Genomic DNA, 23,327 nt, shown 5'->3' on the forward strand with positions numbered 1-23,327 from the left:
AGATATCTTAAAGCAAAACGGCGGCCAGAGGCCGCCGTTTAGTGGTTTGCGCAGATTTAAGCGGCAGGTGCCGGCTCGGTTTCTGGCGCAGGTTTTGGCAGCGAAGACAGGAAGGCCATGATCAGCGCAGCCAGATACGGCAGCGACTGCACCAGCAACATGGTCACCCAGAAGCGCATGTCGTTGCTCGGGAGGCCTTGCACCAGGTAAATCCCCAGTGCCGCGCCCCACAACAGCAGCATGATGAACAGCTCTTCGCGCGCTTCCGAAATCGCTACCCAGAAACCGTGGTTATCGGCATTTTTCGGGGTGCGGAAAAACGGAATGCTGCTGGTGAAGAAACCGTACAGCACCGCTTTGGCGATGGTGTGCGACAACGCCAGGCCGGCCAATGCCGCGCAGAATGCATCCTTCAGGTTGACCCCGACCGCGCGGCGGTAGAGGAAAATGATCTTGCCGACCTTGAACACAAACAGCGCCAGGGGCGGGATTGCGAAGATCAGCAGCGGTGGATCGACCCGTTGCGGCACGATGATCATCGCCGCCGACCAGAGCAGGGCGCCGACGGTGAAGAAGATGTTCATGCCATCCGCGACCCACGGCAACCAGCCCGCGAGGAAGTGGTAACGCTGGCCACGGGTCAGCTCGGTGTCCTTGCCGCGCAACAGGCTGGCGGTGTGCCGCTTGATGATCTGAATCGCTCCGTAGGCCCAGCGGAAACGCTGTTTCTTGAAGTCGATAAAGGTATCGGGCATCAGGCCCTTGCCATAGCTGTTGTGGTAGTACGCCGCCGACAGGCCTTTTTCGAACACCCGCAGACCCAATTCGGCGTCTTCGCAGATGCACCAGTCAGCCCAGCCGAGCTCTTCGAGCACCGAGCGACGGGTCATGGTCATGGTGCCGTGCTGGATGATCGCGTCACGGTCGTTACGGGTCACCATGCCGATGTGGAAGAAGCCTTTGTATTCCGCGTAGCAGAGCTTCTTGAAGGTGCTTTCGTTCTGGTCGCGATAATCCTGTGGCGACTGCACCACGGCGATTTTCGGATCGGCGAAGTGCGGCACCATGTGCTTGAGCCAGTTCGGGTCGACGCAGTAGTCCGAGTCGATCACCGCGATGACTTCGGCATCCTTGGCGGTGTGCGGGATCAGGTAGTTCAGTGCACCGCCCTTGAAACCGGCCAATGGCGAGACGTGGAAGAACTTGAAGCGCGGGCCGAGGGTTTCGCAATAGGCCTGCACCGGTTCCCAGACGGCCGGGTCCTTGGTGTTGTTGTCGATGATCAGGACTTCGAAGTCCGGATAGTCGAGGTTGGCCAGGGCGTTGAGGGTCTGTTTGACCATCTCCGGCGGCTCGTTGTAGCACGGCACATGGATCGAGACTTTCGGACGGTAGTCCGAGTCGCCCACCACCGGCAGGAATTCACGCCGACGTTTGTGGGTCCAGACGGTCTCGGCCAGTTCGTGGGCTTCGGTCAGCAGTACGATAAATACCCCGAGCGCACCGAGGGCGAGCAGAAAGCCCACCGTCAGGCTGAACCAGGTGCTGTATTGCTGGCTGTAGTCGTAACCGATCCACACCAGTGCCGAACCGCCGAGGAACGCGGTGAAGGTCAGGAAGGTCCGACCGCGCTGGCGCAGGGCCGAGCCGTCGATCATCAGCAGGGTCAGGGACAACAACGCCAGGACCACGGAGCCGACCGCCAGTACCCGCCATTGCGGAATCGCTACGACCGGGCCTTCGAAGTTGAATTTCTGCTGACGCGCGGCGTTGAACACGCCCCAGTAGGCACCTACCGAACCTTCGTCGCTGGCTTTCCATGGCTGGTCAAATGCTTCGATCACGAAGTAGTTGAAGCCCTGGCGGTTGAGCTTGTTCACCAGCGTACGCAGGTAAATCGCCTGGTCCGCCGGGGTCGCATCAGCACCACCGCGCATGCGGCCATTGCTCGGCCAGCCCACTTCGGACAGCAGCAACGGCTTTTTCGGGAAGAGTTTTTTCAGGTCGCGGGCACGGTCCAGAACAAACTGGCCGGCCTGGTCCACCGGAATGAATTCCCAGTACGGCAGGATGTGAGCCGCGATCAGGTCGACGTGCTTGGCCAGCATCGGGTTTTCTTCCCAGACGTGCCATTGCTCGGACGTGGTCACCGGAACCTTTACCGCTGCGCGCACGCGATCGAGGATCACGCTCAATTGCTCGGCGGTGATTTCCTTACGGAAGATCGCTTCGTTACCGACCACCACGCGCACGACGCTGCGCGAGCTGTTGGCCAGCGCGATGGCGCGCTGGATCTCGCGTTCGTTACGCTCAAGATCGGGGCTGATCCAGATCCCGAGCGTTACGCGCAGGCCGAATTCTTCCGCCAGTTTCGGGATGTCCTCCAGCGTACCGTCGACGGAGTAGGTCCGGATGTTGTCGGTCAGCTTGCTCATGATCTCCAGGTCGCGACGCATTTCATCGTCGGACGGGAACTGGCTTTTCTGTGGGAACTGGCCTTGCTGGAACGGCGAGTAAGAAAAACCGGAGATCTGCTCAGGCCAGTTGGGGGTCGTGACGGGGCGGTTGATCAGCGCCCAGAAACCGGTGAACAGCGCGGCAATCGCCAGCACTACCACCAGATTGAGTCCAAATTTACGCGATGACATAGCTATATCGGGTTCCAAAAGGTGTGGAACGAGGGGACGGTTGGCACGCGCCAATCGGCGCGCATCCTACACTGGCCTTCAACTGAGCGTACAGCAGACAGAAAAAAGCCGGACATTGGGCAAGCCATCTTCGCTTAAGTTCTTTTGTGTGACAAAAAATGTACAAATGCGGGCACAAATAAAGCACGACCCGCTGCCGTTTATAGCGCAAAGATGTTCTTGGCACGCATCGGCCCTATAATGCGCGCCGGTTTTTAGGGTAGTGGTCATGAGTACAGAAGATCCGCGGTTTGCTGGCATTGCCCGCTTGTATGGCATCGAAGGCCTGGCGCGTTTGCGCGCGGCCCATGTGGCGATTGTTGGCGTCGGTGGCGTCGGTTCCTGGGCGGCGGAAGCCATGGCCCGTTGCGGTGTCGGCGAAATCTCGCTGTTCGACCTCGATGACGTGTGCGTCAGCAACGCCAATCGCCAGTTGCATGCACTGGACAGCACTGTCGGCAAACCCAAGGTCGAGGTGATGGCCGAGCGCCTGCGCGGGATCAACCCGGAATGCACCGTGCACGCGGTGGCGGATTTCGTCACCCGCGAGACCATGGCCGAGTACATCACGCCAAATATCGACTGCGTGATCGACTGCATCGATAGCGTCAACGCCAAGGCTGCGCTGATCGCCTGGTGCAAACGTCGCAAGATCCAGATCATCACCACGGGCGGTGCGGGCGGGCAGATCGATCCGACGCTGATCCAGGTGTGTGACCTGAACCGGACCTTCAATGACCCGCTGGCTTCGAAAGTGCGTTCCACGTTGCGTCGCGATTATGGTTTCTCACGCACCGTGACCCGTCACTACAGCGTGCCGTGCGTATTCTCCACCGAGCAGCTGCGCTATCCGAAACCCGATGGCAGCATTTGCTTGCAGAAGAGCTTCGTCGGCGATGGGGTGAAACTCGACTGCGCTGGCGGTTTTGGCGCGGTGATGATGGTGACCGCGACGTTCGGCATGGTTGCCGCGACCAAGGCTGTGGATAAGATTGTGGCGGGTGTGCGGCGCCCGGCGGATCGGGTCAAGCCTGAGGTTTGACAGGTGTGGCTGATGGCCTCATCGCGAGCAGGCTCGCTCCCACAGTGAACGCATTCCAATGTGGGAGCGAGCCTGCTCGCGATGGCGATTAACCCGCCAACTCATTCATTCGCTGTAACACCGCATTCAAGCCATTGCTGCGCGACGGCGACAGTTGTCGCGATAACCCCAGTTGATTAAACCAATCGGGCAAATCCACCTGTTGCAACTCGGCGGCGGTCAAGCCGTTGACCCGCGCCAGCAGCAGCGCCACCAACCCGCGAATCAACCGCGCATCGCTGCTGGCAGCAAACTGCCAATGACCGTCTTGCAGCGCGCCCACCAGCCATACCTGACTTTCGCAGCCATGTACGCGATTGGCCTCGGTCTTGTCTGCATCGCTCAATGGCGGAAGCCGTTCGCCCCATTGCATCAGCAAGCGAGCGCGTTGTTCCCAGCCGGCAGCGGCCTGAAAGGTTTCCAGTGCCGTAATGGCATCCGCCGGCAGGCTCATCGCAACAACTCCAGCGCTTGATCAAGGGCTTCGAAAAAGCGCTCAAGGTCTTCCGAGTCGTTGTACAGCGCCAACGAAACCCGAATTGCCCCCGCCAGCTCGAAGCTCTTCAACAACGGCATGGCGCAATGGTGTCCGGCACGTACGGCGATGCCCTGTTCGGTGAGCAGATGCGCCAAATCGGCGTTGTGCACGCCTTCGACGACAAAACTGGCCAGTGCCAGTTGCGGCTTGCCCAGCAGGCGAATGCCATTGCGCGCCTGCAAGCCCTTCAACAGGTAATCATGCAGCGCGGCTTCGTGGGCGCACACGGCGTCCTGGTCCAGACCGGCGAGATAGTCGAGGGTCGCGCCCAGGCCAATCACGCTGGCAATCGGCGGTGTGCCGGCTTCAAAACCCAGCGGAGCCGGGCGGAAGCGCGCGTCGTGGTAGTTGGCGTCCAGCACCATCTCGCCGCCGAACTGCCATGGGCGCAGCTGTTGCAGGGCTTCGTTGAGGCCATACAGCACGCCGAGACCGTCCGGGCCATAGAGTTTGTGGCTGGAAAAAACGTAAAAGTCGCAACCCAGCGCCTGCACGTCATGGCGGCCATGGACCACGCCTTGGGCGCCATCGACCACGGTCAAGGCGTTTTGCGCCTTGGCCAGCGCCAGCAACGGCGCTAACGGTTGCCACGCGCCGAGCACGTTGGACAACTGGCTGACCGCCAGCAACCGTGTGCGTGGGCCGATCAGTTGGGAGGCGGCGTCGAGATCGATCAGACCGTCCGCGTCCAGCGGTAACACCACCAGTTTCAGGTCGCGACGGTGTGCCAATTGCTGCCACGGCAACAGGTTGGCGTGGTGTTCCAGGGCGCTGATGACGACTTCATCGCCGGGATTGAATAGGTGTTCCAGGCCATAGGCCAGGAGGTTCAGCGCAGAGGTTGCGCCGTGGGTAAAGATGATTTGCCCGCTGTTGCCAGCATTGAGCCAGTGCGCGACTTTGCTGCGGCTGCCTTCGAACGCCTGCGTGGCGTGGGCGCCGGGCAGGTGTTGCGCACGATGGACGTTGGCCGCGCCGTTGGCGTAGTAATGCGCCAGTGCGTCGAGCAGGGCTTGGGGTTTCTGGGTGGTGGCGGCGTTGTCCAGATAGGTCTGGTCTTGCCGTTGCAGAGCGGCGATGGCCGGAAAATCGGCGCGCCAGGGAGAGGGAATCATCATGTTGTTCGGCCCATGCGCATGACCCTGTGGGAGCGAGCTTACTCGCGATGGCGTCCTTGAGGCCGCCAAAAAGCTTCGCGAGCAGGCTCGCTCCTACAGGTGATCATTTGAGGCTGCTTAGTTGTGAGCGTGCAGCGCTTCGTTCAGTTCGATGGCCGATTTGTGGGTTTTGCATTCCACGGCACCGGTCTCCGAATTGCGGCGGAACAACAGGTCAGGCTGGCCCGCCAGTTCGCGGGCCTTGAGCACTTTGACCAGTTTGTTGTTCTCGTCCAGCAGTGCCACCTTGGTGCCAGCGGTCACGTACAGGCCCGACTCGACGGTGTTGCGGTCGCCCAATGGAATGCCGATACCGGCGTTGGCGCCGATCAGGCAGCCTTCGCCAACCTTGATCACGATGTTGCCGCCGCCCGACAGGGTGCCCATGGTCGAGCAGCCGCCGCCCAGGTCCGAACCCTTGCCGACGAACACGCCCGCAGAGACGCGACCTTCGATCATGCCCGGGCCTTCGGTGCCAGCGTTGAAGTTGACGAAACCTTCGTGCATCACGGTGGTGCCTTCGCCGACGTAGGCGCCCAGACGGATCCGCGCAGCGTCAGCAATACGCACGCCAGCCGGTACCACGTAGTCGGTCATTTTCGGGAACTTGTCGACCGAGAACACTTCCAGCAGCTCGCCACGCAGGCGCGCTTCCAGTTGATGTTCGGCCAGTTCATTCAGGTCGATTGCGCCCTGGCTGGTCCAGGCCACGTTCGGCAGCAACGGGAAGATCCCGGCCAGGTTCAGGCCGTGTGGCTTGACCAGGCGATGGGACAGCAGGTGCAGCTTGAGGTAGGCCTCAGGGGTGGAGCTCAGTTGTGCGTCTTCGGCCAGCAGGGTGGCAACCAACGGCTTGTGGCTTTCGGCCAGGCGGGTCAGCAACGCCGCTTGAGCAGCATCGACTGCTTTCAGGGCTTCAGCCAGTTGCGCGGCCTGGGCGGTAGTGAAAGCGATGGCCTGATTGCCTTCGGTGTAGCCCAGAATCGGCGCGACAGCGGCGACGAGCTCAGCCGATGGCTTGAGAACCGGAGCTGCGTAAAACACTTCCAGCCATGCACCTTGACGGTTTTGAGTGCCGACACCAAAGGCCAGGCTGAACAGGGTAGTGGACATGTTTATACCTCTAACAAAATTGAAYGGGCTGGCTTACTTGAGCGCTGCCGCGTAAATGTCTGGCTTGAAGCCAATCAGGGTTCGGTCACCGAGATCGAGCACCGGGCGCTTGATCATCGAAGGTTGTGCGAGCATCAATTCGATAGCTTTCGCCTGGTCGAGATCGGCTTTGCGTTCGTCGTCGAGTTTGCGAAAGGTCGTGCCTGCACGGTTGAGCACCACTTGCCAGCCGTGCTCGTTGCACCACTGGGTCAGGTGTTCACGGTCGATACCGGCCGTTTTGTAATCATGAAAGTCAAAATGGACAGCGTTTTCATCGAGCCAGGTGCGCGCCTTTTTCATGGTGTCGCAGGCTTTGATGCCGAAAAGGTGCAACGTTTTGCTTGAAGCGGTCAAGGAATTGCCCCCCTTGGAGTGCTGGAAACGAAAGGTGATGGATTATGCCATGACCGGACGGGTTCGCGTCGGCTGTGGTCGGGTTTGTCTTTTTATTGTGGTCATCTGCCGTTTCGTGCGAGATGTTGGCGCAATGGTCAGTCCAGGCGGCTGCCTGAAAAGCACTGCGGGCGCAGCGCCTGTAACTGTATAGCCACAGCCTGTCATCACCCATCGGATGATGACAGGCTGTGCGAGGTATTGAGTGAACTGGATTTAAGTGGGGCTAAGCCGGAGCAGTAAAGTAACTGTATTAAATAGGTGCTATCAGTGTTATGGATAAATCGCGCGTATGGCGGCGATGTCCCCTTCGCTGATGTGCCTGTTTAAAGGTTGATGCCAGTTGCCCACGGTGAGTTCGTTGTGAACTTGGTAATGCATTGCTGAGTGCCGGTCGTAGGGGGTGTAAGTTCGATTGGTCGTGCGCTCAAGTGGAAAGACGTTGGCGTCAACTTGCTCTCTGGAAAGATTAGCCGTTGCTGCAAAATGGTAATATGCTTTTTCTCGGTCCCAAGGTATTTCGGCATCCGGATGTTGATGTTCATGGCCCAGGCCTAGCGCGTGTCCAAATTCATGAATTACGATGCTCTCGAAATTGGGAGAAGAAAAGTCGGTTTGAAAAAAAGACATTGATGGCGCTTGGGGGTCTCCTGTGAGTGAGTCGGTGCCTATTGCAGAACTTCCACCTCCACCGAGACTTGGGTAGAAGGCGACTCGGATATCCCCCAGGCGTTCATCGGATTGGAAAATATCCTGTTCGTCCATTTCAATGAATTCGAAATTTAGATTGACGTAGGGTTGCCATTTGTTTGCGCCATTTTTTATGGCCTCAAAGGAATGTTCGTCATATTTGAAAACAAGGATTTTCAACGTTCTTCCGGGGCGCCAGTACTTGGTGTGCTCGCCGACGCTACGCTTTTTTCGACCGCTGCTGCTCGCTTGGTTGCTGGGGCGCTCGTTTATGGCAGCGTTATAAGAAGCAATCGGGTCGGAAGTTGGAATGGTTTGACAGTAATTAAGTTGATTCATGTTGTTGTGTCTGTATGGTTGTGGGTGAGTCCTCAAGGTATTTAAGTGTAAATGGGGTGTCGAGATATTAAGTTGTGCAGTTTATTGCGTTGGTCAATTGGACTGGATTTAATATAGGTAAGTGGCAATATTTTTATATGAGTTCGCCTGCACCGCATTCGTATTGTGCGGTGCAGGCTTAATACCTATTGATTGCTGCGAGTCATTATGAAGTTGCGAATCCGCTCCGCCGCTTCCACGCACTCGGCCAGCGGTGCGACCAATGCCAGGCGTACCCGGCCTGCACCCGGATTGGAACCGTCTACCTCACGGGACAGGTACGAGCCCGGCACTACCGTCACGTGTTCTTCGACAAACAGATCACGGCAGAACGCGGCATCATCGCCTTCAACGTTCGGCCACAGGTAGAAACCGCCGTCCGGGCGCTGTACGTCCATCACCGGGCTGAGGATTTTCAGTACAGCATCGTATTTCTCGCGGTACAGCGCACGGTTGGCCCGCACATGCACTTCGTCATTCCACGCGGCAACGCTGGCGAGTTGGGTCTGAACCGGCATGGCGCAGCCGTGATAGGTGCGATACAGCAGGAAGCCCTTGAGAATGTCGGCATCGCCGGCGACGAAACCCGAGCGCAGGCCCGGCAGGTTGGAACGCTTGGACAGGCTGTGGAAAACCACGCAGCGTTTGAAGTCCTTGCGGCCCAGTTCCACGCAGGCGCTGAGCAGGCCTGGCGGTGGGGTCTGTTCGTTGAAGTAGAGCTCGCTGTAGCACTCGTCGGCAGCAATCACGAAGTCGTGTTCGTCGGCCAGGGCGATCAGTTTCTTCAGGGTTTCGACCGGGATCAGCGCCCCCGTCGGGTTGCCCGGCGAGCACAGGAAGAGGATCTGGCAGCGCTTCCAGATATCGTCCGATACGGCGTCGAAGTCCGGGTTGAAGCCGTTTTCATCCAGGCACGGCAGGTAATGCGGCTTGGCGCCTGCGAGGAACGCTGCGCCTTCATAGATCTGGTAGAACGGGTTCGGGCTGACGATCAGCGCGTCGTCGCTGCGATTGACCACGGTCTGGGTGAAAGCGAACAGCGCTTCGCGAGTGCCGTTGACCGGCAGTACGTTGCGCGCCGGATCGATCCAGCCACTTGGCACGTTGAAGCGACGTTCGCACCAGCCGGCAATGGCTTCACGCAGTGCGGGAATGCCGAGGGTTGTCGGGTAGACGGCCATCTGATCCAGATTGCTCGCCAGCGCTTCAGCGACAAAGCTTGGCGAACGGTGCTTCGGCTCGCCGATGGACAATGCAATCGGGCGCTTGTCCGGGTTTGGCGTCACCGCACCGAGCAGGGCGCGCAGTTTCTCGAACGGGTAAGGCTGGAGCTGGTTCAGAGCGTTGTTCATGAGGGCCTCTTTCATTGTGGGAGCGAGCCTGCTCGCGAAAGCGGTGTGACATTGCGCGTCATCGTCGACTGATACGCCGCTCAGTTGTTCGACGATCGCGTCCTGCAAACGGCTGCACAGCTGGGGGTCGGACAACGGGTGATTGCTCGCGTCGGTGATGAAGAACACGTCTTCGACCCGCTCGCCGAGGGTGGCAATCTTGGCATTCTGCAGCGACAGGTCGAATTCGAGAAAGATCGTTCCGATCCGTGCCAGCAGACCCGGACGGTCGGGGGCGCTGAGTTCCAGCACCGTCACCTGGCGCTGGGCGTCGTTGTGGATCGTCACTTGCGGTGCGAATGCAAAATGCTTGAGCTGGCGCGGCACCCGACGCTGGATGATGGTCGGGTAGTTGTCCGGGTTGCGCAGGGCCTCGGTCAGGCCGTCGCGGATCTGCTTGACCCGCGCCGGGTTGTCGCCAATCGAGTCGCCGTCGGTGTCGAGCACGATATAGGTGTCGAGGGTGAACTGGCTGGTAGAGGTGATCACCCGGGCGTCGTGAATGTTCAGGTTGAGCTGGTCCATCGCGGCCACGGTCACAGCGAAGAAGTCGTGCTGGTCCGGCGCGTAGATGAAGATCTGTGTACCGCCCTCGAATTCGCGCTGAGTGGTTTCCTTGATCAGTACCAGTGGCCCGCCATCGGCTGGCTGCTGGAGGATGGCCTCAGTGTGCCAGGCCACGTCGCCGGCGGTGTGACGCAGGAAATAATCGTCGCCCAGTTGCGACCAGAGTTGTTCGACATCGTCCGGGTCGGTGCCGCCGCGTACCAGAATATCCAGGGCGGCGCGTTGGGTCTGGCGGATCTGCTCTTCGCGATCAACCGGGTTTTCCAGGCCGCGGCGCAAGGCCCGCTTGGTTTCGGTGTAGAGCTGGCGCAACAGACTGGCGCGCCAGGAGTTCCACAATGTCGGGTTGGTGGCGTTGATGTCCGAAACGGTCAGCACATACAGGTAATCGAGGCGGGTTTCGTCGCCGACGATCTGCGCGAAGTCGTGGATCACTTGCGGGTCGGACAGGTCTTTGCGCTGGGCCGTGGTTGACATCACCAGGTGGTTTTGCACCAGCCAGACAATCAGTCGGCTGTCCCACACGGGCAGTTGATGGCGTTGGCAAAACGCTTCGGCGTCGACCGCCCCGATATCCGAGTGATCGCCATGCCGGCCCTTGCCGATGTCGTGGTACAGCCCGGCAAGGTAGATCAGCTCCGGCTTGGGCAGCTTGCCCATGAGCTTGCTGGCCAGCGGGAATTTCTCGGACACCTGGGTGTACTGCAATTTGCGCAGGTGTTTGATCAGGTTCAGCGTGTGGGCGTCGACCGTATAAATATGGAACAGGTCGTGCTGCATTTGCCCGACGATGAAACCGAACTCCGGCAGGTAGCGCCCGAGAATGCCGTAACGGTTCATCCGTCGCAGGTTGCGGTGGATGCCGATCTTGCACTTGAACAGTTCGATGAACAGGCTGGTATTGYGAATGTCATTGCGGAAATCGTCGTCGATCAGGTGCCGGTGTTCTCGCAGCAGACGAATGGTGTCAGCCCGCACGCCCTTGATTTCCGGTTGTTGGGCCATCAGCACGAAAATTTCCAGCATGGCAAACGGCGTGCGTCTGAACACGTTGGTGTTGATTGCCTCGATGTAGCCGTCATGCAACTGGAAGCGCGAGTTGATCGGTTGCGGCGGCGCTTCGTCTTCCGGTGCGAGGATGACTTCCTCGAAATGCTGGATGATCAGGTCGCTGAGCTGGGCAATGCTCATTACCACCCGGTAGTACTGCTGCATGAAGTTTTCGATGGCGTGCTTGGCGTCATCGCCTTCAAAACCCAGCAGCCCGGCGATCGAGCGCTGGTGGTCGAACAGCAGGCGGTCTTCGGCGCGGCCGGCGAGCATGTGCAGGGCGTAGCGGACCTTCCACAAAAACTCCTGGGACGAGGCCAGCAGGGCGTTTTCGCTTTCGACCAGGAAGCCTTCGCCCGCCAGTGCACGCAGGTTGAGCGTGCCGTATTGGCGGCGTGCCACCCAGAGAATCGTCTGAATATCCCGTAGGCCGCCAGGCGAACCTTTGACGTTGGGTTCCAGGTTGTATTCGGTGTCGTTGTATTTGTGGTGACGGGCCTTTTGTTCGGCGCGTTTGGCCAGAAAAAACTCCTTGGCCGGCCACATGTGCTCGGTGCTGGTGACATCGAGCATGCGCTGGCGCAAGTGCTCGGGGCCGGCAATGGTGCGGCTCTCCATCAGGTTGGTGATGATGGTCAGGTCGGCGCGGGCTTGTTCGGCGCATTCGTCCACCGAGCGTACGCTCTGGCCAACTTCCAGGCCGATGTCCCATAGCAGCGTCAGAAAGCGCTCGATGGAGTCGCGGAAAACTTCGTGATCGGCGTTGTCCAGCAGAATCAGCAAATCGATGTCGGAGTAGGGGTGCAGCTCGCCGCGACCGTAGCCGCCGACCGCGACCAGCGCGATGTCGGCGTCTTCACTCCAATTGAACTGCTCCCAGGCCTGTTGCAGGATGTTGTCGACGAACCAGGCGCGATCCTCGATCAGCCGGCGAATATCCCGTCCGCTGCGAAATCGCGCGTCGAGCACCTCTTGTGCCTGGCGGATGGCCTTCTTGAAGGCCGCGATCGGGCTTGCCTTCAGGGCCAGTTCGGCCTGGAACTGGCCGCGGTCGAAGAGTTCGGGATCCACCTGCGGCATCGATTGGCTTTCCTTCTATAGGCTGGGTGCGGAGCTTGTCGGATCAGGCCGAAACGCGAGGGATGGTGTCATCGCTGCGCAGGGTGAAGATTTCATAGCCGGTTTCGGTCACCAGCAGGGTGTGCTCCCACTGGGCCGACAGCTTGCGATCCTTGGTGATCGCGGTCCAGCCATCGCCGAGTACCTTGGTGTCGGCACGGCCCTGATTGATCATCGGCTCGATGGTGAAGGTCATGCCGGCTTTCAGTTCCATGCCGGTACCGGCGCGGCCGTAATGCAGGATTTGCGGTTCTTCGTGGAATACCTTGCCGATGCCGTGACCGCAGAACTCGCGAACCACCGAGAAGCCGTTCTTTTCAGCGTGCTTCTGGATGACTTCGCCGATATCGCCGAGGCGGCAGCCAGGCTTGACCAGTTGGATGGCCTTGTACATGCATTCCTGGGTGACTTGCGACAGGCGCTCGGCCCAGACCGGCACGGTGCCGACGTGGAACATACGGCTGGTGTCGCCGTGATAGCCATCCTTGATCACGGTGACGTCGATGTTCAGCGTGTCGCCATCTTTAAGCGGCTTCTCGTTCGGGATGCCGTGGCAGACCACGTGGTTGATCGACGTGCAGATCGACTTCGGAAAGCCCTTATAGTTGAGCGGGGCAGGGATGGCTTTCTGCTCGTTGACGATGTAGTCGTGGCAGATGCGGTCCAGCTCTTCGGTCGTGACGCCCGGCTTGACGTATTCGGCAATCATTTCCAGTACATCGGCGGCAAGCTTGCCGGCGATACGCATTTTTGCGATGTCCTCTGGGGTTTTGAGGGTGACGGTCATACAGGTTCTCTCTACGCTCAGCGGCGCTTTCTATACGGAATGGGCTCTGCGTGATGCTGCTCGCAGCCCTGAAAAACATGATTCTACCAGACGATCACGGCGAATCCGTGCCTCTGTGCGTCGCTTCTCTTTATAGAATGGCGCATTCTGGGGGGATTCCAAGGGCCGGAGCAAAAGCACTGATCGGCTTTTAAGAATCCGGGTTTCGTTTTCGCCCTCCTTGTGATATAAAATGCGCCGCTTTCCGGGTATACCCCGAAAAGCTTAAATCCACACACGTGTCGACACGATGACCTGGGTGCCTTCAGCTGATGCTGCTGGTTGGTCATTGGGATACGTGGAGGCCAAACCCGACTTATTAAGGAACTATCATGTCCCAAGTCAACATGCGCGATATGCTGAAGGCCGGTGTGCACTTCGGTCACCAGACCCGTTACTGGAACCCGAAAATGGGTAAGTACATTTTCGGCGCGCGTAACAAGATCCACATCATCAACCTTGAAAAAACCCTGCCAATGTTCAACGAAGCTCTGACTTTCGTAGAGCGTCTGGCCCAGGGCAAAAACAAGATTCTGTTCGTCGGCACCAAGCGTTCCGCTGGCAAGATCGTTGCTGAAGAAGCAGCACGTTGCGGTTCGCCGTACGTCGATCACCGCTGGTTGGGCGGCATGCTGACCAACTTCAAAACCATCCGTGCTTCCATCAAGCGTCTGCGTGACCTTGAAGTGCAAGCCGAAGACGGTACTTTCGCCAAGCTGACCAAGAAAGAGGCGCTGATGCGCACTCGCGACCTGGAAAAGCTCGATCGTTCCCTGGGTGGTATCAAGGACATGGGCGGTCTGCCTGACGCTCTGTTCGTTATCGACGTTGATCACGAGCGCATCGCGATCACCGAAGCCAACAAGCTGGGCATCCCGGTTATCGGCGTAGTCGATACCAACAGCAGCCCGGAAGGCGTTGACTACATCATCCCAGGTAACGATGACGCAATCCGCGCTATCCAGCTGTACATGGGTTCGATGGCTGACGCTGTAATCCGCGGTCGCAACCACGTTGCTGGCGGCACCGAGCAGTTCGTTGAAGAAGCTCCGGTAGCAGCAGCTGAGTAATTGACGCCTTGGCGTTGACTCAGTAAGCAAAAAGGGGGCTTGGCCCCCTTTTTGCCACCTCGAAAACCATTTGTTGGCGCCTGTTTTCAGGGTGTCGCTACTGCATCTGTAATGTGCAGCAGCTAACAAGGGTGGTTCGGGAAGAATTGAACGCCCGTTCGATCGGGTGGAATGGTTGATAACCTATCCAAGAGGAATTTTGAAATGGCAGAGATTACTGCAGCGTTGGTCAAAGAACTGCGCGAGCGTACTGGCGAAGGCATGATGGACTGCAAGAAAGCCTTGACCAAGGCTGGCGGCGACATCGAGAAAGCCATTGATGACATGCGTGCTTCGGGCGCCATCAAGGCTGCCAAGAAAGCAGGCAACATTGCTGCTGAAGGCGCGATCGGCATCAAGGAAGACGGTAAAGCTGCCGTTATCATTGAAGTCAACTCGCAAACCGACTTCCTCGCTCTGCAAGACGACTTCAAAGCCTTCGTTGCTGCCAGCGTAGAGAAAGCATTCGCCGACAAAATGACCGACGCAGCTCCGCTGATCGCCGCTCAGGAATCGGCTCGTGAAGCACTGGTTGCCAAAGTAGGCGAAAACGTCAACATCCGTCGCCTGGTTCGTATCGAAGGTGACGTTGTCGGTTCTTACCTGCACGGCAACAAGATCGGTGTAGTCGTGGCCCTGAAAGGCGGCAACGTCGAGCTGGCCAAAGACATCGCTATGCACGTAGCTGCCAGCAACCCTGAGTTCCTGCTGCCGTCGGAAGTTTCCGCTGAAGCCATCGAACGCGAAAAAGCCGTGTTCATGAGCCTCAACGAAGACAAGATCAAAGGCAAGCCAGCCGAAATCGTTGAAAAAATGGTTGCCGGTCGTATCACCAAGTTCCTGGCTGAAGCCAGCCTGGTTGAGCAGGCGTTCGTCAAGAACCCTGAAATCAAGGTCGGTGAGCTGGCCAAGAAAGGCGGCGCTGAAATCGTTTCCTTCACTTACTTCAAAGTAGGCGAAGGCATCGAGAAGCCAGTCGACAACTTCGCTGAAGAAGTTGCTGCACAGCTGGCTGCCAGCAAGCAATAAGACGGTTTTTTAACTGTCGCCCTGAAGAGGCTGCCCGCTCACGCGCGCAGCCTCTTTTCAGATGGGGAAGCCAATTTATTTGGTTTTCCGTCGGAACTGGCTTACAAAGCCGTGTTCTGATGGCGCTGTGATAGCGTCACGTTAGAGTGAACGCAGGCTGCAAACAGCCCGCAAAGAATTTTTTAAAATACGCCGCAGGAGAGATTCGCAATGGCTCAGCAGGGCAGTGGTTATCAGGCTCGCTATAAACGCATTCTACTCAAGCTTAGCGGCGAGGCCCTGATGGGCTCCGAAGAGTTCGGGATCGACCCCAAGGTTCTGGATCGCATGGCGCTGGAAGTCGGCCAACTGGTCGGTATCGGTGTTCAGGTCGGTCTGGTGATTGGTGGTGGTAATCTGTTCCGAGGCGCGGCACTGAGTGCAGCCGGCATGGATCGGGTGACTGGCGACCACATGGGCATGCTGGCCACTGTAATGAACGCCCTGGCCATGCGTGACGCGCTGGAACGTGCGAATATCTCGGCCATCGTGATGTCGGCTATTTCGATGGTAGGCGTGACCGATCACTACGATCGCCGCAAAGCCATGCGCCACCTGAACTCCAAGGAAGTGGTCATTTTCGCTGCCGGTACCGGCAACCCGTTCTTCACCACGGACTCGGCAGCCTGCTTGCGTGCGATCGAGATCGATGCTGACGTCGTGTTGAAGGCGACCAAGGTTGATGGTGTGTACACCGCTGACCCATTCAAAGACCCGCATGCCGAGAAGTTCGATCATCTGACCTACGATGAGGTACTGGATCGCAAGCTGGGTGTGATGGATCTGACGGCTATTTGCCTGTGCCGCGACCACAAGATGCCGCTGCGGGTATTTAATATGAACAAGCCCGGCGCCCTGCTGAACATCGTACATGGCGGCGCTGAAGGAACCCTGATCGAGGAAGGCGAACAATGATCAACGAAATCAAGAAAGACGCTCAAGAGCGCATGACCAAATCCCTGGAGTCCCTGGCTCACGCTTTTGGTCAGATTCGTACAGGTAAGGCGCACCCAAGTATCCTGGGCAGTGTGATGGTGCCTTACTACGGTTCGGATACTCCTTTGAGCAGCGTGGCCAACGTCACCGTGAAGGACTCCCGGACCCTGCAAGTCGTGGCTTTCGAGCGAAACATGCTCGCAGCGGTCGACAAGGCGATCCAGAGTGCTGGCCTGAACCTCAATCCAACGAACCTGGGTGAGTTGCTGCTGATCTCCATGCCGGCCTTGACCGAGGAGACCCGCAAGGGCTTCACCAAGCAAGCGCGCAGCGCAGCCGAAGATGCTCGTGTCGCGGTGCGTAATATTCGCCGTGATGCACTGGGCGACCTGAAGAAGCTGGTCAAGGATAAGGAAATCAGCGAAGACGAAGAGCGTCGCGCGAGTGCCGATATCGACAAGTTGATCAAGGACTTCGAGGCTCAGATCAATAAGCTCACCGAAGACAAAGAAAAGGACCTGATGGCCGTATAAGGGGTCAGGACGCCTTCATGGAAAAGACCAAGCAGCCAGTGCTGTCCTCGGTGCCGCGCCACGTCGCGATCATCATGGACGGTAATAATCGCTGGGCAAAAAAACGTTTCTTGCCCGGTGTTGCCGGGCACAAGGCTGGCGTCGATGCTGTGCGCGCGGTTATTGAGGTGTGCGCTGAGGCCGGGGTTGAAGTACTGACCTTGTTCGCCTTCTCCAGTGAGAACTGGCAGCGTCCGGCCGATGAAGTCAGCGCCTTGATGGATTTGTTTTTCAAGGCGTTGCGTCGCGAGGCCAAGCGCCTCAACGACAACAACATCACGTTGCGTATTATCGGCGATCGTTCGCGTTTTCATCCCGAGCTTCAGGCCGCCATGCGTGAGGCGGAGGCAATGACAGTCGGTGCCAATCGTTTTGTCTTGCAGATCGCGGCCAACTACGGCGGCCAATGGGATATCGCCCAGGCAGCCCAACGTCTGGCGCGAGAGGTTCAGGCCGGGCATTTGCGTCCAGACGACATCACTCCGCAATTGCTGCAGACCTGCCTGGCTACCGGTGATCTGCCGTTGCCGGATTTGTGCATTCGTACCGGTGGCGAGCATCGCATCAGCAACTTCCTGCTGTGGCAATTGGCGTACTCCGAACTGTATTTCTCCGACCTGTTCTGGCCGGACTTCAAACACGAAGCCATGCGTAACGCATTGGCCGATTTCGCTTCTCGCCAGCGTCGCTTCGGTAAAACGAGTGAGCAGGTCGAGGCTGGAGCCCGGGTTTAATGCTTAAACAACGAATCATCACTGCGCTGATCCTGCTGCCGATCGCCCTGTGCGGATTTTTTCTGCTCGAGGGCTCCGGTTTTGCGCTGTTTATCGGCCTGGTCGTGACTCTTGGTGCCTGGGAATGGGCGCGTCTGGCAGGTTTCACTGCACAGCCGATCCGTGTCGCTTATGCGGTGGTGGTCGCGGTGATGCTGTTTTTCATGCATGTGCTGCCGGGGCTTTCGCCTTGGGTGCTGGGGGCTGCCGTGCTCTGGTGGGCGGTGGCAACCTATCTGGTGCTGACCTACCCCAAGACCAGTGAGCATTGGGCCAGTGCGGCTTGCAAGCTGGTCATCGGCCTGCTGATCCTGTTGCCGGCCTGGCAAGGTTTGATCCTGATCAAGCAAGAGCCGCTGGGTAACTGGCTGATCATGGCAGTGATGGTGTTGGTCTGGGGTGCAGATATTGGCGCTTACTTTTCCGGCCGGGCATTCGGCAAGCGCAAGCTTGCTCCGCAGGTCAGTCCTGGCAAGAGCTGGGAAGGTGTGTACGGTGGCTTGTTGCTCAGCCTGGTGATTACCGCCATCGTTGGTCTGGTGCGTGACTGGACGACTGGCGAGATGCTGAAAGGATTGATCGGTGCAGCGGTTATCGTATTTATCTCGGTGGTCGGCGATTTGACCGAAAGCATGTTCAAGCGCCAGTCGGGCATCAAGGACAGCAGTAATCTGCTGCCGGGTCATGGCGGCATTCTGGATCGTATCGACAGTCTCACCGCGGCGATTCCGGTGTTTGCGGTATTGCTGTGGATGGCTGCATCGTGAGTCGTCCACAACAGATCACTGTCCTGGGAGCGACCGGTTCTATTGGTCTGAGCACCCTTGATGTCATCGCGCGTCATCCCGAGCGCTATCAAGTCTTTGCCTTGAGCGGCTTCTCTCGCCTGAGTGAGCTGCTGGCCTTGTGCGTCCGCCACGTGCCGCGCTTTGCTGTTGTGCCGGAGCCCGTGGCTGCCCGGCGTCTGCAAGACGATCTGCGGGCTGCAGGTCTTTCTACGCGCGTGCTGGTGGGGGAGGAGGGCCTGTGTCAGGTCGCTTCCGACACTGAAGTCGATGCGGTGATGGCGGCGATTGTCGGTGCGGCGGGATTGCGCCCGACGCTGGCGGCGGTCGAGGCAGGCAAGAAGATTCTTCTGGCCAACAAGGAAGCGCTGGTGATGTCCGGCGCTCTGTTCATGCAGGCTGTGCACAAGAGTGGGTCGGTGCTGTTGCCGATCGACAGCGAGCACAATGCGATCTTTCAGTGCATGCCTGCCGATTTTTCCCGCGGGCTCGGCGCTGTAGGTGTTCGCCGGATTTTACTGACAGCCTCTGGCGGTCCGTTCCGGCAGACTTCCATGGCTGAGTTGGCGCATGTTACGCCAGAGCAGGCATGTGCCCATCCCAATTGGTCGATGGGGCGCAAGATTTCGGTCGATTCGGCCAGCATGATGAACAAGGGCCTGGAGCTGATCGAGGCCTGTTGGCTATTTGATGCCAAGCCGTCTCAGGTTGAGGTGGTGATTCATCCGCAAAGCGTGATTCATTCGCTGGTCGACTACGTCGATGGTTCAGTATTGGCGCAGTTGGGCAATCCGGATATGCGCACGCCGATCGCCAATGCACTGGCATGGCCCGAGCGCATCGACTCCGGGGTTGCGCCGCTGGATCTGTTTGCAATCGCGCGTCTGGACTTCCAGGCGCCCGACGAAGCGCGTTTCCCGTGCTTGCGTCTGGCACGGCAGGCGGCAGAGGCCGGGAACAGTGCTCCGGCCATGTTGAACGCCGCGAATGAGGTGGCTGTTGCAGCCTTTCTCGATGGACGTGTCCGTTACCTGGAGATCGCGAGTATCATCGAAGAGGTGTTAAACCTCGAACCTGTGGTTTCGGTCGATGATCTCGATGCGGTTTTCACTGCGGACGCGAAAGCGCGTGTCCTGGCCGAGCGTTGGTTGAGTCGTCACGGGCGATAGGTGTTGCAGCGGGTTTGCCCACGGCAGCACTGAATAGGATTGCGGAGAAAGTAGATGAGCGCGCTCTATATGATTGTCGGCACCCTGGTGGCTTTGGGCGTGCTGGTCACCTTCCATGAATTTGGCCATTTCTGGGTCGCGCGTCGCTGTGGCGTCAAGGTTCTGCGTTTCTCCGTGGGCTTCGGYCTGCCATTGCTGCGCTGGCATGACCGGCGCGGCACCGAGTTCGTGATCGCTGCCATCCCTTTGGGTGGTTACGTGAAGATGCTCGATGAGCGTGAGGGCGAAGTGCCGGCCGATCAGCTTGATCAGGCTTTCAATCGCAAAACCGTTCGTCAGCGCATCGCCATCGTTGCTGCCGGACCTATTGCCAACTTTTTGTTGGCGCTGGCGTTTTTCTGGGTGCTGGCGATGCTTGGCACCGAGCAGGTGCGTCCTGTCATCGGAGCCGTTGAAGCCGGCAGCATGGCCGCCAAGGCCGGCTTGAATCCGGGGCAGGAAATCGTCGCCATCGATGGTGAGCCGACTTCGGGTTGGGCAGCGGTGAATCTGCAATTGGTCCGGCGTCTTGGTGAAAGTGGTTCGTTGCAATTGCTGGTGCGCGAACAGGGCTCTACCGCCGATTCGCCGCGCGAACTGGTCCTGGATCACTGGCTCAAGGGGGCTGATGAGCCGGACCCGATTCGTTCGCTGGGTATTCGTCCTTGGCGTCCGGCATTGCCGCCCGTGTTGGCCGAGCTGGACCCTAAAGGCCCGGCGCAGGCTGCTGGCCTGAAGACCGGCGACCGTCTGCTGGCGCTCGATGGCCAGGCGCTGACCGATTGGCAGCAGGTGGTCGATTGGGTGCGTGTGCGTCCTGATACCAAAATTGTGCTGCATATCGAGCGTGACGGTGCTCAAATCGACGTCCCGGTTACCTTGGCAACTCGCGACAAGGCGAAAGTGGCCAGTGGTTATCTGGGGGCAGGGGTGAAGGCTGTCGATTGGCCACCAGCCATGATTCGCGAGGTCAGCTACGGTCCCGTGGCCGCGATTGGCGAAGGTGCTCGACGCACCTGGACCATGAGTGTGCTGACCCTTGATTCACTAAAGAAAATGTTGTTCGGTGAGCTCTCGGTAAAAAACTTGAGTGGACCGATAACCATTGCTAAAGTGGCGGGCGCTTCTGCCCAGTCGGGCGTCGCTGATTTCCTGAATTTCCTGGCTTATCTGAGTATTAGCCTGGGCGTTCTGAATTTGCTGCCCATTCCTGTACTGGATGGGGGGCATCTGTTGTTTTATCTGATCGAGTGGGCGCGTGGTCGTCCCTTGTCGGATCGGGTGCAGAGTTGGGGGATACAGATCGGTATCAGTTTGGTGATCGGGGTGATGTTGCTTGCTCTGGTCAACGATCTGGGTCGACTGTAACGCTTCGCTGAATTGCGAATCTGCCGCATTTTGCGGCAGTTTGTTTATTGCCAGTTGGAATAAGAAAGGACTTCATGAAACGTCTGCTGCTAACTGCGGTTCTCACCGTATTGATGATCGCCGAAGTTCACGCCGAGTCCTTCACTATCTCCGATATTCGCATCAATGGCCTCCAGCGGGTATCCGCGGGTAGCGTCTTTGGTGCCTTGCCGTTGAACGTCGGTGAACAGGCGGATGATCGTCGCCTGGTGGAATCCACTCGTGCGCTGTTCAAAACCGGTTTCTTTCAAGATATCCAGCTGGGCCGCGATGGCAATGTCCTGGTCATTACTGTAGTCGAGCGCCCGTCGGTCGCCAGTATCGAGATCGAAGGCAACAAGGCGATCTCCACTGAAGACCTGATGAAAGGCCTTAAACAATCCGGTCTGGCCGAAGGCGAGATCTTCCAGCGTGCAACGCTTGAAGGCGTGCGTAACGAGCTGCAGCGCCAGTACGTCGCTCAAGGCCGCTACTCGGCCACCGTTGACACTGAAGTTGTTCCTCAGCCGCGCAACCGCGTTGGCTTGAAGGTCAATATCAATGAAGGCACTGTCGCGGCTATCCAGCACATCAACGTGGTGGGTAACACGGTTTTCCCTGATGAAGACCTGATCGACCTGTTTGAACTCAAGACCAGCAACTGGTTGTCGTTCTTCAAGAACGATGACAAGTACGCTCGTGAAAAGCTTTCCGGTGACCTGGAGCGCCTGCGTTCCTACTACCTGGACCGTGGCTATATCAACATGGATATCGCTTCGACCCAGGTGTCGATCACCCCGGACAAAAAGCACGTCTATATCACCGTCAATATCAACGAAGGTCAGAAGTACAACGTTCGTGACGTGAAGCTCAGCGGTGACCTGAAGGTCCCGGAAGACCAGGTCAAGGCGCTGCTGCTGGTGCAAAAAGGCCAGGTGTTCTCGCGTAAGCTGATGACCACGACTTCCGAGTTGATCACCCGTCGCCTGGGTAACGAGGGCTACACCTTCGCCAACGTCAACGGCGTACCGACGCCGCATGACGACGATCACACCGTTGATATCACCTTTGTGGTCGATCCGGGCAAGCGTGCATACGTAAACCGCATCAACTTCCGCGGCAACACCAAGTCGGAAGACGAAGTGCTCCGTCGTGAAATGCGCCAGATGGAAGGTGGCTGGGCTTCGACCTACCTGATCGACCAGTCCAAGACCCGTCTGGAACGTCTGGGCTTCTTCAAGGAGGTCAACGTCGAGACTCCGGCTGTACCGGGTGTCGATGACCAGGTAGACGTGAACTACGCCGTTGAAGAGCAACCTTCCGGTTCGATTACCGCCAGCGTTGGTTTTGCTCAGAGCGCCGGTTTGATCCTGGGTGGTTCGATTACCCAGAACAACTTCCTGGGTACCGGTAACAAGGTCAGCATCGGTTTGACCCGTAGCCAATACCAGAGCCGTTATAACTTCGGCTACGTTGACCCGTACTGGACTGCCGATGGCGTGAGCCTGGGTTACAACGCTTTCTATCGCACCACAGACTACAAAAACCTTGATGTCAACGTAGCCAGCTATGCGGTGGACAGCTTGGGCGCTGGCGTCAACGTCGGATATCCGATCAGCGAAACTTCGCGTCTGACCTTCGGTCTGACGGCGCAGCAAGACAAGATCAAGACTGGCCAGTACACCGTTGACGAGATTTTTGACTTCGTTAACCGTGAAGGCGACCAGTTCCTGAACTTCAAGGCTTCGGCCGGCTGGTCCGAGTCGACACTGAACAAAGGCGTGCTGGCGACTCGTGGTCATTCCCAGAGTTTGACGATGGAAGCGACGACACCGGGTAGCGACCTGTCTTTCTTTAAACTGGATTACCGTGGCCAACTGTTCCAGCCATTGTCCGAGAACTACACCATGCGTCTGCATACAGAGCTGGGCTATGGTGACGGTTATGGTTCGACCAATGGCCTGCCGTTCTACGAGAACTACTACGCGGGTGGTTTCAACTCGGTTCGCGGCTTCAAGGACAGCACGCTGGGGCCTCGCAGTACACCGAGCCGAGGCGTTAACCCGGGAACTTCCGTCGACCCAGACCAGGACCCGCTGCCGTTTGGTGGTAACGTCCTGATCCAGGGTGGTGTAGAGGTTCTGTTCCCTCTGCCGTTCGTGAAGGATCAGCGTTCCTTGCGTACATCGGTATTCTGGGACGTGGGTAACGTGTTCGACTCGAGTTGCACGCAGAGCACTAACGCCGATGGTTCGAAGTCCAAAACACAGTGCAACGAAGTCAGCCTGAGCAATATGGCCAGTTCGGTGGGTGTAGGTGTGACATGGGTTACCGCCCTTGGTCCGTTGAGCTTTGCCTTGGCAATGCCGGTCAAGAAGCCGGACAGCAATGCGGAGACTCAGGTGTTCCAATTCTCCCTCGGTCAGACTTTCTAATAGCCTGATCCAAGATAACGACA

Annotated in this window: 18 protein-coding genes and 1 pseudogene; 10 read left to right on the plus strand and 9 right to left on the minus strand. The window is 58.2% G+C overall.

All coding sequences use genetic code 11. The features are described from left to right. Positions 1-56: 56 nt before the first annotated feature. On the minus strand, positions 57-2,648 hold the full coding sequence (locus AC1DHT_RS02745) for a glycosyltransferase (protein ID WP_427541025.1): 2,592 nt from the start codon (positions 2,646-2,648) through the stop codon (positions 57-59). Positions 2,649-2,916: 268 nt separating this feature from the next. Between AC1DHT_RS02745 and tcdA the strand changes: the two genes are divergently transcribed. After that, a complete protein-coding gene (gene tcdA, locus AC1DHT_RS02750) occupies positions 2,917-3,729 on the plus strand; it encodes a tRNA cyclic N6-threonylcarbamoyladenosine(37) synthase TcdA (protein ID WP_427541022.1) in 813 nt (270 codons plus the stop codon). 88 nt (positions 3,730-3,817) lie between these two features. Here tcdA and AC1DHT_RS02755 read toward each other — a convergent pair whose 3' ends face one another. From AC1DHT_RS02755 to map, 8 genes and pseudogenes are all read right to left on the minus strand, one after another. After that, positions 3,818-4,222 (minus strand): SufE family protein, encoded by a 405-nt coding sequence (locus AC1DHT_RS02755; protein WP_427541019.1) that lies wholly within the window; start codon positions 4,220-4,222, stop codon positions 3,818-3,820. After that, complete coding sequence (locus AC1DHT_RS02760; protein ID WP_427541016.1) at positions 4,219-5,424, minus strand: aminotransferase class V-fold PLP-dependent enzyme; 1,206 nt, start codon at positions 5,422-5,424, stop codon at positions 4,219-4,221. Before AC1DHT_RS02760 ends, AC1DHT_RS02755 begins: the two co-directional genes overlap by 4 nt. A 117-nt stretch (positions 5,425-5,541) precedes the next feature. Further along, positions 5,542-6,576 carry a 2,3,4,5-tetrahydropyridine-2,6-dicarboxylate N-succinyltransferase gene (gene dapD, locus AC1DHT_RS02765; RefSeq protein ID WP_427541013.1) on the minus strand — a complete coding sequence of 345 codons (1,035 nt, stop codon included), beginning with the start codon at positions 6,574-6,576 and terminating at the stop codon, positions 5,542-5,544. 33 nt (positions 6,577-6,609) lie between these two features. Continuing rightward, complete coding sequence (locus AC1DHT_RS02770; protein ID WP_237142995.1) at positions 6,610-6,918, minus strand: arsenate reductase; 309 nt, start codon at positions 6,916-6,918, stop codon at positions 6,610-6,612. Between the two features lie 366 nt (positions 6,919-7,284). Then, positions 7,285-8,040, minus strand: coding sequence for a M12 family metallopeptidase (locus tag AC1DHT_RS02775; RefSeq protein ID WP_427541010.1), 756 nt, complete (start codon positions 8,038-8,040; stop codon positions 7,285-7,287). A 185-nt stretch (positions 8,041-8,225) separates the two neighbouring features. After that, positions 8,226-9,431 carry a succinyldiaminopimelate transaminase gene (dapC, locus tag AC1DHT_RS02780; RefSeq protein WP_427541007.1) on the minus strand — a complete coding sequence of 402 codons (1,206 nt, stop codon included), beginning with the start codon at positions 9,429-9,431 and terminating at the stop codon, positions 8,226-8,228. A 78-nt stretch (positions 9,432-9,509) separates the two neighbouring features. Continuing rightward, positions 9,510-12,167, minus strand: a pseudogene (locus AC1DHT_RS02785) ([protein-PII] uridylyltransferase); the annotation flags it as partial. 43 nt (positions 12,168-12,210) lie between these two features. Continuing rightward, positions 12,211-12,993, minus strand: coding sequence for a type I methionyl aminopeptidase (gene map, locus AC1DHT_RS02790; protein WP_427541001.1), 783 nt, complete (start codon positions 12,991-12,993; stop codon positions 12,211-12,213). Positions 12,994-13,364: 371 nt separating this feature from the next. Here map and rpsB point away from each other — a divergent pair, with 371 nt between their 5' ends. The 9 genes from rpsB to bamA all read left to right on the plus strand — a co-directional run bounded on the left by rpsB (position 13,365) and on the right by bamA (position 23,304). Beyond that, positions 13,365-14,102 (plus strand): 30S ribosomal protein S2, encoded by a 738-nt coding sequence (gene rpsB / locus AC1DHT_RS02795; protein WP_003219330.1) that lies wholly within the window; start codon positions 13,365-13,367, stop codon positions 14,100-14,102. 204 nt (positions 14,103-14,306) lie between these two features. Further along, complete coding sequence (gene tsf, locus AC1DHT_RS02800) at positions 14,307-15,170, plus strand: translation elongation factor Ts (protein WP_427547240.1); 864 nt, start codon at positions 14,307-14,309, stop codon at positions 15,168-15,170. Positions 15,171-15,380: 210 nt separating this feature from the next. After that, on the plus strand, positions 15,381-16,124 hold the full coding sequence (gene pyrH, locus AC1DHT_RS02805; protein WP_011059526.1) for a UMP kinase: 744 nt from the start codon (positions 15,381-15,383) through the stop codon (positions 16,122-16,124). Next, positions 16,121-16,678 (plus strand): ribosome recycling factor, encoded by a 558-nt coding sequence (gene frr, locus AC1DHT_RS02810; protein ID WP_019692087.1) that lies wholly within the window; start codon positions 16,121-16,123, stop codon positions 16,676-16,678. Before pyrH ends, frr begins: the two co-directional genes overlap by 4 nt. A gap of 17 nt (positions 16,679-16,695) precedes the next feature. Next, positions 16,696-17,451, plus strand: coding sequence for a polyprenyl diphosphate synthase (uppS, locus tag AC1DHT_RS02815; RefSeq protein WP_054595911.1), 756 nt, complete (start codon positions 16,696-16,698; stop codon positions 17,449-17,451). Continuing rightward, a complete protein-coding gene (locus AC1DHT_RS02820; RefSeq protein ID WP_427547244.1) occupies positions 17,451-18,257 on the plus strand; it encodes a phosphatidate cytidylyltransferase in 807 nt (268 codons plus the stop codon). The genes uppS and AC1DHT_RS02820 overlap by 1 nt, the downstream gene beginning before the upstream one ends. Next, on the plus strand, positions 18,254-19,444 hold the full coding sequence (ispC, locus tag AC1DHT_RS02825; protein WP_427547247.1) for a 1-deoxy-D-xylulose-5-phosphate reductoisomerase: 1,191 nt from the start codon (positions 18,254-18,256) through the stop codon (positions 19,442-19,444). Before AC1DHT_RS02820 ends, ispC begins: the two co-directional genes overlap by 4 nt. A 54-nt stretch (positions 19,445-19,498) precedes the next feature. Beyond that, positions 19,499-20,851: a sigma E protease regulator RseP gene (gene rseP, locus AC1DHT_RS02830; RefSeq protein ID WP_429539318.1), complete on the plus strand. Its 1,353-nt coding sequence runs from the start codon at positions 19,499-19,501 to the stop codon at positions 20,849-20,851. A 74-nt stretch (positions 20,852-20,925) separates the two neighbouring features. Next, on the plus strand, positions 20,926-23,304 hold the full coding sequence (bamA, locus tag AC1DHT_RS02835; RefSeq protein WP_429539317.1) for an outer membrane protein assembly factor BamA: 2,379 nt from the start codon (positions 20,926-20,928) through the stop codon (positions 23,302-23,304). Positions 23,305-23,327: the final 23 nt, after the last annotated feature.

This window comes from Pseudomonas sp. 05N432 (genome assembly GCF_056396945.1).